This window comes from Tamlana sp. 2_MG-2023 (genome assembly GCF_030548465.1).
In the GTDB taxonomy this organism is placed as follows: Bacteria; Bacteroidota; Bacteroidia; order Flavobacteriales; family Flavobacteriaceae; genus Pseudotamlana.
Genome location: NZ_JAUOSF010000005.1, coordinates 87,156 through 100,884, shown reverse-complemented (window position 1 = coordinate 100,884; position 13,729 = coordinate 87,156). Strand labels below are relative to the sequence as shown.

General features: G+C 35.5%; 10 protein-coding genes. 4 read left to right on the top strand and 6 right to left on the bottom strand.

Annotation, left to right across the window (positions count from 1 at the left end):
* Positions 1-3,408: an isoleucine--tRNA ligase gene (gene ileS / locus Q4566_RS09890; protein WP_303420672.1), complete on the bottom strand. Its 3,408-nt coding sequence runs from the start codon at positions 3,406-3,408 to the stop codon at positions 1-3.
* A gap of 380 nt (positions 3,409-3,788) precedes the next feature.
* Here ileS and Q4566_RS09885 point away from each other — a divergent pair, with 380 nt between their 5' ends.
* Together Q4566_RS09885 and Q4566_RS09880 are read left to right on the top strand one after the other, a co-directional pair.
* Positions 3,789-4,865 (top strand): hypothetical protein, encoded by a 1,077-nt coding sequence (locus tag Q4566_RS09885; RefSeq protein WP_303420671.1) that lies wholly within the window; start codon positions 3,789-3,791, stop codon positions 4,863-4,865.
* A 25-nt stretch (positions 4,866-4,890) separates the two neighbouring features.
* The gene (locus Q4566_RS09880; protein ID WP_303420670.1) at positions 4,891-6,048 is read left to right on the top strand and encodes a BamA/TamA family outer membrane protein; all 1,158 of its coding nucleotides are present in this window, start codon (positions 4,891-4,893) and stop codon (positions 6,046-6,048) included.
* A gap of 15 nt (positions 6,049-6,063) precedes the next feature.
* Here the strand turns inward: Q4566_RS09880 and radA are convergent, their stop codons facing one another.
* The 5 genes from radA to panC form a co-directional block, all read right to left on the bottom strand.
* Positions 6,064-7,422, bottom strand: a complete 1,359-nt coding sequence (radA, locus tag Q4566_RS09875) for a DNA repair protein RadA (RefSeq protein ID WP_303420669.1) — start codon at positions 7,420-7,422, stop codon at positions 6,064-6,066.
* Positions 7,423-7,460: 38 nt separating this feature from the next.
* Entirely contained in the window at positions 7,461-8,606 is a 1,146-nt protein-coding gene (locus tag Q4566_RS09870) for an alpha/beta hydrolase (protein WP_303420668.1), read from the bottom strand.
* 109 nt (positions 8,607-8,715) lie between these two features.
* Entirely contained in the window at positions 8,716-9,675 is a 960-nt protein-coding gene (locus Q4566_RS09865) for a lysylphosphatidylglycerol synthase transmembrane domain-containing protein (RefSeq protein WP_303420667.1), read from the bottom strand.
* Positions 9,676-9,679: 4 nt separating this feature from the next.
* A complete protein-coding gene (gene panD, locus Q4566_RS09860) occupies positions 9,680-10,030 on the bottom strand; it encodes an aspartate 1-decarboxylase (protein ID WP_150936696.1) in 351 nt (116 codons plus the stop codon).
* A gap of 13 nt (positions 10,031-10,043) precedes the next feature.
* Positions 10,044-10,895 (bottom strand): pantoate--beta-alanine ligase, encoded by an 852-nt coding sequence (gene panC, locus Q4566_RS09855; RefSeq protein WP_303420663.1) that lies wholly within the window; start codon positions 10,893-10,895, stop codon positions 10,044-10,046.
* 188 nt (positions 10,896-11,083) lie between these two features.
* Between panC and Q4566_RS09850 the strand changes: the two genes are divergently transcribed.
* Positions 11,084-11,893, top strand: a complete 810-nt coding sequence (locus Q4566_RS09850; protein ID WP_303420661.1) for a glycogen/starch synthase — start codon at positions 11,084-11,086, stop codon at positions 11,891-11,893.
* A gap of 22 nt (positions 11,894-11,915) precedes the next feature.
* A complete protein-coding gene (locus tag Q4566_RS09845; protein ID WP_303420659.1) occupies positions 11,916-13,628 on the top strand; it encodes a DUF4270 domain-containing protein in 1,713 nt (570 codons plus the stop codon).
* The last annotated feature ends 101 nt before the right edge of the window (positions 13,629-13,729 follow it).

The following is a 13,729-nucleotide window of genomic DNA, read 5'->3' as shown; positions in this document are numbered from 1 at the left end:
TCAATGTTTTTGGATAAACAATTTGGTATTGACATCATCAAACGCAATTTCTATACCATCATCTAGTTTATCAACTATTTCTAGTTCGTTAGTTAAAGTTTCCGACTTAATATAAGCCACATTCGCTTCTACAGCATTTGTAATCTGCTCATCCTTTTGAAGCTTTACAGTAATTTTATCTGTAACCTCAAAACCTGAATCTTTACGTAAATTCTGAATTCGGTTTATTAACTCCCTGGCAATCCCTTCTTTACGCAATTCTTCAGAGATAGTAACATCTAAAGCTACGGTTAAAGCACCTTCATTTGCTACCAACCACCCCTCAATATCTTGCGAGGTAATCTCAACATCCGAGCGTTCTAATGTAATATTTTTTCCATTAACATCAACTTCCAAAGCACCATTTTGTTCAATTTTGTTAATATCTTCCGGTGTAAAGTTAATTACTATTCCAGCAATGGCTTTCATATCTTTTCCAAAGCGTGGCCCAAGTACTTTAAAGTTAGGCTTAATTTGTTTTACTAAGATATCTGAAGCATCATCAAGAAGCTCAATCTCTTTAATATTAACCTCGTGCTTTATCAATTCTGAAACGGCTGCAATCTCTTCCTTTTGCTGTTCGGAATCTACAGGAATCATTATTTTTTGAAGCGGCTGACGCACTTTTATCTTCTCCTTCGCTCTTAATGAAAGCACTAAAGAAGAAATCACTTGAGCATTTTCCATTTTACGCTCTAAACTTTTATCAACAAAAGCTTCATTATACACAGGGAAATTCGCTAAATGCACACTCTCAAACCGTTCTTTTTGCGACACTGAATTTAAATCTAAATACAGTTTATCCATGAAAAACGGTGCAATTGGGGCGGCCAATTTCGCAATGGTTTCCATACACGTGTAAAGGGTTTGGTAGGCCGAAATTTTATCCTGCTCGTAATCCCCTTTCCAGAAACGTCTTCTACTTAAACGCACATACCAGTTACTCACATAATCTTGTGTGAAATCTGAAATGGCACGCGCTGCTCTCGTCGGCTCATAATCGGCGTAAAAAGCATCCACCTTCTGAATTAATGTATGTAATTCTGAAAGAATCCAACGATCTAATTCCGGACGCTCTTCTAAAGGAATATCAGCTTCCGCATAACTGAATTTATCTAAATTCGTATATAAACTGAAGAATGAATAGGTATTGTAAAGGGTTCCGAAGAATTTACGTTTTACCTCTTCAACACCTTCAATATCAAATTTCAAATTATCCCAAGGGTTGGCGTTTGCAATCATGTACCAACGTGTCGCATCGGCACCATAATCCCCTAAAGTTTCAAAAGGGTCAACGGCGTTACCTAAACGTTTGGACATTTTTTGTCCGTTTTTATCCAATACCAATCCGTTAGACACCACGTTTTTATAAGCCACAGAATCGAAAACCATGGTTGCGATCGCATGAAGCGTATAAAACCATCCACGGGTTTGATCAACACCTTCAGCAATAAAATCTGCAGGGAATGATTTATTCTCGTCAATTAATTCTTTATTCTCAAACGGGTAGTGCCATTGCGCATAAGGCATAGAACCAGAATCGAACCACACATCAATTAAATCGCTTTCGCGGAACATTTTCTGCCCTGTTGCTGAAACCAATACAATTTCATCAACAATACTTTTATGTAAATCTAATTTCGCATAGTTTTCTTCGGAATTGTTTCCAACTTCGAAATCTTCAAAAATATCCTTAGCTAAAACGCCTGCTGAAACTGCTTTTTGCATTTCGGCTTTAAGCTCTTCAACAGAACCTATACAGATTTCCTCTTTACCATCTTCAGTTCTCCAAATTGGTAATGGAATACCCCAATAACGTGAACGTGATAAGTTCCAATCATTGGCGTTTGCTAACCAGTTTCCAAAACGTCCCGTTCCTGTGGATTTTGGTTTCCAGTTAATACCTGCATTTAATTCATGCATGCGCCCTTTGATATCGGTTACTTTTATAAACCAAGAATCTAGCGGATAATAAAGGATTGGCTTATCGGTTCTCCAACAGTGTGGGTAGTTGTGCTTGTATTTTTCAACCTTAAAGGCCTTATTTTCTTCTTTTAATTTAATAGCGATTTCAACGTCTACTGAACGTTCTGGCGCTTCACCATCGTCGTAATATTCGTTTTTCACGTATTTACCAGCAAATTCGGCCATTTCTGGTCTGAATTTCCCTTGTAAATCGACTAATGGCACCAAGTTACCATCCTTATCTTTCACCAGCATTGGTGGAATTTCGGGAGTTGCTTGTTTTGCAACCAGGGCATCATCGGCACCAAAAGTTGGCGCGGTGTGTACGATTCCGGTTCCATCTTCTGTAGTTACGAAATCTCCAGCAATCACTCTAAAAGCATTTTCAGGATTATCGTTTGGTAAAGCGTAAGGTAAAAGTTGTTCGTACTGAATACCAACTAAATCTTTTCCTTTAAATTCTTTTACAATTAAATATGGAATCTTTTTATCGCCCGCATTGTAAGTATCTAAACCTTCAACAGTTTCAACTAATACATTGTTTTTTCCTGCAAATTGTTTTCCAACTAATGGTTTTGCTAAAACAACGTTTATTGCTTCGAATGTATATTGGTTGAATGTTTTTACTAAAACATAGTCAATTTTTGGCCCAACAGTTAACGCTGTGTTACTCGGCAGCGTCCAAGGCGTTGTTGTCCATGCTATAAAATGAATAGAGCCTTCACTTTGTAAAAAGTCAGGCAATGTATTTTCTACAGCTTTAAACTGAGCAACAATAGTCGTATCCGTTACATCCTGATAAGCACCTGGTTGGTTAACTTCGTGAGAACTTAAACCTGTACCGGCTTTAGGCGAATAAGGCTGAATGGTGTAGCCTTTATACATTAAATTCTTAGAGTATATTTCTTTTAACAACCACCAAACCGATTCCATGTATTTTGGCTCATAGGTAATGTATGGATCATCCATATCTACCCAGTACCCCATTTTTTCGGTTAGGTCATTCCAAACATCAGTATAACGCATAACAGCTTTTCTACAAGCTGCGTTATAATCTTCAACCGAAATAGATTTACCAATATCTTCTTTTGTGATACCCAATTCTTTTTCCACACCTAATTCAATGGGCAAACCATGGGTATCCCAACCTGCTTTACGCTTCACTTGGTAACCTTTCATGGTTTTATAACGCGGAAAAATATCTTTAATAGCACGCGCCAAAACGTGATGCACACCAGGAAGTCCGTTTGCAGACGGTGGCCCTTCAAAAAACACATAGGGCGCTTGACCTTCTCTTGTTGTTACACTTTTCTCAAAAATGTTGTTTTCTTTCCAATACTGTAGGATTTCTGTTGCTACGTTTGGTAAGTTAAGACCTTTATATTCAGGAAATTTAGCGTTCATTTATTTGTAATTCTAATAAGTTCGCGAATTTAAGGAATTATACTTAAAATGATAGGCTTTTAAAGGAAAAATACAGAAGAGCTGCTCACTAAGCTACACCTAGTTTTAAGTATAAAATAACACATGCTATACTACAAAATTAACGCCTTACATTTTGCGACGTTACATGCATAAAAAGTAAACCTCACTTCTTTTCTCAAATCAAATAAAAAAACAATTATAGCCCGCTGAATATGAGTTAATTTATCATTTTTAAGAATTCGTCCATTTTTTGAAATTAATCTTTTAAATTTGAACTATAAAACGCAATAAAAAATTTAGGGTTTAGAAAATATGCTAAAAAGACAAGCACCTAAATAAAACACACTAATTAACCACATATGAAATCAAACTACCTTCTGGCTTTTACAGTACTTTTCTTGTCTTTAAAATCCTTTGCTCAAGTACAAGATTCCATTAGCTACCCATACGTTTTACCCATTTGGGGTGATAAAGTAGCAGAAAGAGGTATGGCCGACCAGCTTCAACTGCCTTTTGGTGTCAATGTGAATTACGTAAACGCCTTTATGGACTTAGAAATCACAGAATTTGGATTAGATATTGCTGGTAAAGATGTATCAAACATCTTAAATGTAGAAACTCTTAATTTCACTAACGTAGCCGCTACAACAAATGGCTTAAACTTAAGAGCAGATGCCTGGATATTACCTTTTATGAATGTTTATGGCTTGTTTTCAACAGTTACAGGTGGCACTATGGTCAGTCTTCAACCCACTTGGAAAGATGCTGAAGGTGAAATTATTTTACAGTTACCTGAATTTTCATCCAACGTAGAGTTTGACGCTATGACTTATGGTATTGGTACAACCCTAGTTTTCGGATGGGACAATTATTTTTTAAGCACTGATTTTAACTATTCTAGAACCAACACCGCTTTATTAAAAGAACAAGTAGGCTACGCTACTTTATCGGCAAGAGCTGGTTACCGATTTGGTTTATCTAAAAACAACAAAGACTTTTTTCTCGCACCGTATCTTGGTGTCATGTATAGAGATTTCGTAGGAGCTGATGGAAACTCAGGGCAAATTGGCTTGGATGAAGTTTTTCCTGATTTGGATATGACTTTTAATGAAACCGTAGACGATAAAATTGCCAGTAACCAAGCCATAATAGATGATCCCGCAACAGATCCTAAAGTAAAAATAAAACTACAAGCTCAAAACCAAGCTTTAACCACTATTGAAGAAACGGTTAACGACAGTGGCATATTTACAACCAAGATTGATTATAACATTAAAAAGGAAATTGCTCAAACAACCACATTTCAAATGGGCTTTAACTTGCAAATCAACAAACACTGGATGTTTAGAGGCGAGTATAGTTTATCAGATGAACAACGTTTTATTATGACAGGTCTGCAATACCGCTTTGGAATTAAGAAAAAAGGCGTAAATTAAAACGAATTCAAAATAGACTAACTCTATGAATTTCAAAAAATCCCTCACATTAATTGCCATTTTAACGGTAGGATTAATTTCTTATGCTCAAACTGAAACAACTGACGGGGCTAAAAAAAATAGATTTAAAGATAGTCTTGATGGCAAATTGGATTTCAGTGACTTCTTAATTGATGTTAATGGATTTATCCCAGTGCCTCAACTCATTACAGAACCAGCATTGGGTGGTATCGGACTAATATTTTCACCTGTTTTCATAAAACCTAACAAGCATCAAGCTGAAGGCGAATATACGCCACCCGATATTACCGCTGCGTTTGGAGGCTATTCAGCAAATAAATCATGGGGTGTTGGAGGTATGCGCATTGCTACCTTACCACAATACAAATTAAAATACAGAGCAGCCCTGGCTTACGCAGACGTGAACTTAGACTTTTATAGAACACTTCCAGTTGTTGGCGAAAAAGAATTTGGCTTCAATTTTAGAAGCACCATAGCATTTGCCTCGGTTTTAAGAGAACTTGGGAATAGCGATATTTATCTCGGACTAGAATATTTATACCTGCATAACAACATTAAACCCAACTTTAATAATATCAATTTACCTGATTTTGTTGAAGAGAAAGACCTTACTAGTAATTTAAGCAATCTAGGCGTAGTTCTCGAATACGACAAGCGCGACAACCTATTTACACCAAATAAAGGCTGGTATTTCACTTCATCCTATAACATAAACGCTAATTGGACCGGTAGTGATTACGACTTTCAAACTTTGGATATTGCGCTATATAAATTCTTTCAATTCACCTCAAACTGGGTTTGCGGATTTCATGCAGAAAGTAAACTTCAATTTGGCGACGCCCCTTTCTACGCAAAACCAGCGATTAATATGCGAGGCGTTCCAATGGCGAGATATCAAGGCGATGACATTTATGTATTTGAAACAGAACAACGCTTCGATATTACCTCAAGATGGAGTTTGGTTGCTTTTGGAGGACTCGCTAAAGCGCCTATTGATGGACAATCGTTTGGAGACGCCGATTTAGTACATTCCTACGGAACAGGCTTTAGGTATTTAATTGCACGTAAATTTGGTATACGAACTGGTATCGATTTCGCCTGGTCTAATAATGACTTTGGTTGGTATATTATTTTTGGTTCTGCTTGGAATAACCGAAGCTAATTGTAAGTCAACTCACTAAACGATATAATCTACCAAATCTTCCATTTTTGAAATCAACTGAACCTTAATCGCTGTATTTTGAAGTGAAATTTTATTGTATTTAGACACAAAAATGGTTGCAAAACCTAATTTCTCGGCTTCTAAAATACGCTGTTCCACACGTTGTACTGGGCGAATTTCTCCAGACAAACCAACTTCTGCAGCAAAACAATAATCTTTAGGAATGGCAACATCTTCATTAGAAGACAAAATTGAAGCCACAACAGCTAAATCAATCGCAGGATCATCAACGGTAATACCACCTGTAATATTCAAAAACACATCTTTAGCTCCTAAACGGAAGCCAGCTCGTTTTTCTAAAACAGCCAACAACATATTGAGGCGCTTCGCATTAAATCCGGTTGCCGAACGTTGCGGTGTTCCATAAACCGCGGTACTCACCAAGGCTTGCACCTCGACCATTAAAGGACGCATCCCTTCCAAGGTCGCCGCAATCGCATTTCCAGATAATTCTTCGTCTTTTTTAGAGATTAAAATTTCAGAAGGATTACTAACCTCTCGAAGTCCGGAACCTTGCATTTCATAAATTCCTAATTCATTTGTAGAGCCAAAACGGTTTTTATTTGCGCGTAAAATACGGAAGACATGATTACGATCACCTTCAAACTGCAAAACCGTATCCACCATATGCTCTAATATTTTAGGCCCTGCAATATGGCCATCTTTGGTAATATGACCAATCAATAACACCGGCGTTGCCGTTTCTTTAGCAAACTTGATTAGCTCGGTGGTACACTCCTTGATTTGAGAAATACTTCCAGAAGACGATTCGATATAATCACTATGAAGCGTTTGAATAGAATCGATAATGACAATATCAGGCTCTAAAGCTTCAATTTGTTTGAATATGTTTTGAGTTTTGGTTTCGGTTAGGATATAACAATTACTATTATTGGGGTTAACCCGTTCAGCACGCATTTTTATTTGCTTCTGACTTTCTTCACCAGAAACGTATAACGTTTTATAGGGCAACCCTAAAGACACTTGAAGCAATAAGGTGCTTTTTCCTATTCCAGGTTCTCCACCCAATAAGGTTAATGACCCAGGAACAATACCACCACCTAGAACACGATTTAACTCGCCATCAAAAGTATTTAATCGTGGTTCTTTTGAGGTATCAATTTGATTAATTAACAATGGAATTGATGCCCGTTTCGCAGAAGAAGTTGGTGTTTTCCAATCACTTTTTTCTGGCTTTTGCACCAATTCTTCAACAATGGTATTCCATTCTTTACACGCCGTACATTGGCCTTGCCATTTTGCAAATTGCGTACCGCAGTTCTGACAAAAAAAAGTGGTTTTGACTTTCGCCATGAATTCGATTGTGTTTTATTGCGTGAGCTTCTTGTTAATTATAACCCGAAATCTGCTTTTATTAAATCTGCTCTATCCATTACCTCATCTTTAGTAATTCCAGCAATTTCATCTAAAGTATAAGCCGATTGATACGTTCTCATGGCACGTTTTGGCTCTCCTGTTTCCTCATAAAAGCGACCAATATAATAACCACCTAATAAAGTTTCTGGATAAGATTCTCTAGCCATTTTTCCTAGTTCTTCATAATACTCATAAGCTTCCTTTCTCTCAATAGCTGCTGCAATAGCTTTAAAGTCGTTAACTAAAATAGGCTTTTGAATACCTAACACATCACTAATTTCTTGATACTTTTCTTGAAGATATAAAACAGGTGAAATTTCTAATTCTAAAATCACTTCTTGATATTCCATCTTTGAAATAGGTTGATAGATTTTGAACATTTTCTCTAAAGCTACAGGAATAGCATTAGCTGGCACGGAATAATGTGAAGGATCTTTGAAGTTATTGAAATTATAAACTAAGTTGTCGTTCTCTACACCAGATATATCAGTATTTAAGGCGTTGGTCATCGATTTTATCGTTTCGGTATCCTTTTCCGTATTAGCTAAATAATAAAACGTTTTACGCTGTACTTTACGTAAAGCCTCTGGAAGATATTCCAACATATTTGGAGCTAAATCTGGACTAATAGCAACATACGATTGAAACAACGGTTGCGGCTTCAATAAATAGTAATTAATAAAATTAGCTGACTCACTATGCCCTATTACAGCCTTAAAACTACCTGTTCTGTATGTTTTTTCAATATGCGGAATTAATTCTAACCCAAGAAATTCAAAAAAATTAGCACCAGAATCTATCGGTAATGAGTTTTGTTCAGAATACATACAATCATCATAACGTTTATTTAATTGGTTTACCCCCACTACAATTGATGCTGGCATATCTTCCCAATAAGAAAAATAATCAACGTTACCCGCTACCGCTTCAAACATATAATCGGCATCTAAAACAAGAATTAACGGATAGGATTTATCATCTTTATCATAACCTCGTGGTAATTGAATTTTTAGTTCACGATCTTCCCCTAACTTTGAAGAATGAAAGTTTTGATATTTAACTTGCGCCCCCATATAACTAACTGATATGGTAAACAATAAAATAAAAAGTAGGTGTTTCATCTTAAATATTTGGTATTTGGTTCAATGGGGCAAGGTAATAAATAAACACAGAGTTTAAAAGCAAAGTTTTACGAAGTAATCGTCAAGCAAATCACAACCTAAAAATCAATTACTTTTTGTTTATTCTATTATAAATGGGCAAATAAATTAATGACAGACCTCCACAAACAATAATAACAAGTGTTTGCGATGCCCACATGATCCAACCATAAGCAATACTTGGTTCTTCTGGAATTCCAAAAAGCGAGAAGGCTGCGAAAACAGCTAAAGGATAAGACCCTATACCACCGTTTGTTGCCGCAATACTAAAGCTCGCAGAAATAAACCCAACAAGTATAGCGCCAGGAGAAACAACTCCTAATTCTTTAATCGCAAAAGTGGTTACATAAAACATGAGTACATACATACCCCATATAAAAAGCGTGTGAAATATATAGGCCCACTTATTTTTCATTTTGAAAATACTAAGCGCTCCTTCAATTAATCCGCCTACAAAATTTTTAATTTTTAAGGCTATTTTAGAACTACTTCTTCTTATGAGTATCGCTGCTATGATGAAAATAACAGCAGCCACAAACATGGCTAAAACTACTTTTACAGGATTAAATTTCTGAATTAAAAATCCGTAGATAAAATCAAATTGCAAAAAAAGTGTAATCGTCATAATACCCAACATAACAATCATATCTGCAATACGTTCGGCCACTATAGTGCCAAAACCTTTCTCAAAAGGCACACCTTCATAATTAGCAAGTAATGATGCTCGAGCGACTTCACCTGCTCTAGGAATGGTATAATTTATTAAGTAAGCTGCAAAAACAGCCATAAAGCTATTTCCGAATTTCACATGATAACCCATAGGAGTTAGCATAAAACGCCAGCGGTACGCACGAGACATATGACTTAAAAGCCCTAAAAACATCCCAAAAACAATCCAAGTATAATCGGCGTTTTTAGCATAAACTAATAATTTATCAATGGAAACTTTAGATAAGGAATACCAGATTAAAAAAACTCCCAACAATAGTGGGAGTACGATCTTTAAAAGATTTTTTATGTTCTGGTTCAAGAGCTTATTTTAACAAATTTGTCGCTTCATCAGGAAATACTAAAGCAGGTTTAAACCCTTTTGCTTCCTCGATATCTAAGATTGCATAAGTGATTAGTATTAGCGTATCTCCAACCGCAACTTTTCTTGCAGCAGCACCATTTAAAGTGATTTCCCCAGAGTTTCGAGGCCCTGGAATACAATATGTTTCAAGACGTTCACCATTATCATTATTAACAATCTGAACTTTTTCTCCTTGAATAATATTAGCTGCTTCCATTAAGTCTTCATCAATGGTAATACTGCCAATATAATTGAGTTCTGCACCGGTGCATTTAACTCTATGAATTTTAGATTTTACTACGTGAATTTGCATGAGGCAAAGATAATTAATTTAGAGCGATATTATCAATAAGTCTAATATCATCAGCATAAACTGCGATAAACGCTCTGTATTTTTTTAATTTTATTTTTTTTGATACCGTTTCCAGGGTGTCTTCGTCTGCTATAATGAAATATTCTAATTTCAACAAGTCATGCATAGAAAACTGTTTATCAACCCATTCCATAACATCAACAGCACTTTCTGTGCCAAATTTAGCTTTGGCAGCTGTTAATGTTTTGTAAATAAACGGCGCCGCTTCCTTATATTCTTGCTTAAGCCTCACATTTCGCGAACTCATAGCTAAACCATTCATTTCTCGATATATAGCACATGGCACGATATTCACTGGAATGTCATGCTTTTCAACCATCTTTTTAATGATGGCTAATTGCTGAAAATCTTTCTCCCCAAAATAAGCATTATTAGGTTTAATAATTTCAAACAAACGTTTTACAATGGTGCCAACACCATCAAAATGTCCTGCTCTAAATTTACCCTCCATTTGAAATTCCAAACCATCGAAATCAAACTTTTGCGAAGCCAATTCATCTTCATAAACATCTTCCACCGAAGGCGCATAAACCATAATTCGATTTGCATTTACTTCTTCAAGAAGTGCTACATCTGTTTCTAATGTTCTTGGGTATTTTTCCAAGTCTTCTTTGTTGTCAAACTGTGTTGGATTCACAAAAATACTCACCACAACTACATCATTTTCTAACAAAGCTCTTTTTACTAATTCCAAATGACCGTTATGCAAAGCCCCCATAGTGGGCACCAATCCTATGGATTGATTTATGTCCTTTACAGCATCGAGCGCTAACGTAATTTGTTGTTTTTCTGAGTAAACTTCCACTATTTAATATAAAATTAACGGGTGCAAACTTAAGATTTTACAACCAATTTGCATAAAATTTTGTATTTTTGCGTGTTTTTTATTTTCAATTGCTAAAAGTAACACCTGTATATAATTTCATGCTAATACATGAAACACGTAACGATTACGTGATGTAGAGGCTATTTAAAGTCAACAAAAACCATCATATGAAAGATAAGAGGATATTATATGTATCATCTGAAGTAGTGCCCTATTTACCTGAAACCGAAATTTCTTCTATGTCATTTGAAGCACCTAGAATGGTGAATCAACAAGGTGGCCAAATTAGAATATTCATGCCTAGGTATGGCAATATAAATGAGAGAAGACACCAATTACACGAAGTTATACGATTATCTGGTATCAATTTAGTTATTAACGATCTGGATATGCCTTTAATTATAAAGGTAGCCTCTATTCCAAAAGAGCGCATTCAAGTTTATTTTATTGATAACGATGAATATTTCAAAAGAAAAGCTACGTTAACCGATGAAGCTGGGAAATTATTCCCAGACAATGATGAACGTGCTATTTTCTTTGCAAAAGGCGTTATTGAAACCGTAAAAAAATTAAACTGGGCTCCAGATATTATTCATGTTCATGGTTGGTTAGCTTCTTTACTACCCCTTTACTTTAAAGAGTACTATAAGGATGAGCCTTTATTTAGCGAAAGTAAAATCGTAACTTCTGTTTACAATCAAAGTTTTAGCGGTTCGTTAAACGAAGAAATGATTAACAAAATTAAGTTTGATAATATTGATGATGAAGCCGTAAAACCGCTTGAAGACCCAACATACACAAACTTAATGAAAGTTGCGATAGATTATTCTGACGCCTTAATTATTGGATCAGAAACGATCCCCGAAGACTTAAACAGTTACTTACAAGCATCAGACAAACCTATTTTAGAATATAAAACTAAGGATGAATTTGGTGAAGCTTATACAACATTTTTCAACGAGACCGTTTTAAGCTAAACATCAAAGTCATTTATATTATATGAAAAAGACAATTAATTCCCTTCAATTCCCTGTTGTTTTTCTTCTTTTGGTTAGCGCTTTTATTGCCTGCGACAAAGATTATAGCGTTATAGAAAGTGATGTTCTTGGCGACGAAAACGCAGATTTTGACACAAAGGACTCCCTATGGTCTGTAACCGCCTATAATAAAAAACTAGATTCGTTACAAATTAACAATCTCGGGACAACCTCCTCTGCAGCTACAGCGGGTAATTTACTAGGCGTATTTAACGATCCTTCTTATGGTTTAACTACCGCAAGTATTGTTTCTCAAATTGCCCCAACCTCTTTTTCACCAGAATTTGGCGAAAACCCTGTTATTGATAGTGTCGTTTTAAACATTCCTTACTACAATACTGTGGTGAGTTATGATGAAGATAACATTCCAGAATATAAATTAGATTCTTTATTTGGAAACAGTAATACACCTATTGAACTTACCGTTTATAGGAGTAATTATTACCTTAGAGATTTTGACCCTAACAATCCAGAAAACAACATACAAAACTATTATTCTAACGGAAGTAGTCCTGTGAATTCTGCACTTAACGGATCATCTGTTATTAAATTTGACGATCATATTGATGACTTAACCACTCCTATTTATCATAATTCAGCCTTTATTCCTAGTAAAAAAGTTATTATAACGACAGTTGGAGAAGGTGATGACGAGGTGGCAACAAATTCAACCCCTGCACTTCGTGAAAAACTAGATGAAAAGTATTGGAAAGAAGTGATTATTGATAAAGAAGGAGATCCTGTTTTAAGTAGCGAAAGTAATTTTAAAAATTATTTTAGAGGTCTATATTTTAAAGCGGAGGCAACAGCTTCAGATGGTTCAATGATACTTTTAAATATTGCTGCAACTACCGCCAACATTACTATACATTATACATCTGGAGCAGATGGCAGTAGAGTTCAAGACACTTATGTCATGAATTTTTCTGGTAATATCCTAAATACTTTTATTAATGATTACACTATTCCGCTTACCGACGGTGATAAAACTTTAGGTGATGATAAATTGTATCTTAAAGGTGTAGAAGGCTCTATGGCCGTAGTCGAATTATTTAGCGGAAAAGTGGATTGTGATGGTGATGGTATTTTAGATTTAGAGGCTATTGATTGTTTTAAACAAAGATATAGACAACTTGATGACAACGGTGATTATATTAAAGATCCAATCACTAATAGGTTTCAGCTAAAAAAACTTATAAATGAAGCCCAGTTAGTTCTTACTGAAGAAGACAATTTACCTGACGGTGGTATGGAAGACTATCACACTTATGATCGAATATATGCCTATAACATAAAGAGCAATGCTACAACATTAGATTATAGCATAGACCCTACAACAAACACGACAGACCCGTTAAATTCTAAAATTATTAGTCTAGGGCAAAGAAATGATAAAGGGGTTTTCAAAATTCGTCTTACACAACATTTAAATAATATTTTATTTACCGACTCAATTGCAGAAAACACGCCTACAACAATAGGATTAGTGTTATCAAACAACGTTAATTATACAGGTAATGCGGAAATTCTTGATAGTGGTGATGACGTTACAGCTGTACCTAGAGCCTCTATATTATCTCCTAGAGGAACCATCATTTATGGTAGCAGCCAAAACGTAGCTGATGCTGAGAAAAGGCTACAATTGAAAATATTCTCCTCTGAAGCTAAAAAATAATTTATAGAATCATCTCTATATGTGAATTTCATCGTATAAAATGAAAGTTCATATAGTAAATAAGATTGATTAATTATTATTTCACATATTTGCTAGTAATA

Coding starts and splice junctions, on each gene's coding strand:
- ileS (WP_303420672.1), bottom strand. CDS start 3,408: ATGAACGCTAAATTTCCTGAATATAAAGGTCTTAACTTACCAAACGTA.
- Q4566_RS09885 (WP_303420671.1), top strand. CDS start 3,789: ATGAAATCAAACTACCTTCTGGCTTTTACAGTACTTTTCTTGTCTTTA.
- Q4566_RS09880 (WP_303420670.1), top strand. CDS start 4,891: ATGAATTTCAAAAAATCCCTCACATTAATTGCCATTTTAACGGTAGGA.
- radA (WP_303420669.1), bottom strand. CDS start 7,422: ATGGCGAAAGTCAAAACCACTTTTTTTTGTCAGAACTGCGGTACGCAA.
- Q4566_RS09870 (WP_303420668.1), bottom strand. CDS start 8,606: ATGAAACACCTACTTTTTATTTTATTGTTTACCATATCAGTTAGTTAT.
- panD (WP_150936696.1), bottom strand. CDS start 10,030: ATGCAAATTCACGTAGTAAAATCTAAAATTCATAGAGTTAAATGCACC.
- Q4566_RS09850 (WP_303420661.1), top strand. CDS start 11,084: ATGAAAGATAAGAGGATATTATATGTATCATCTGAAGTAGTGCCCTAT.
- Q4566_RS09845 (WP_303420659.1), top strand. CDS start 11,916: ATGAAAAAGACAATTAATTCCCTTCAATTCCCTGTTGTTTTTCTTCTT.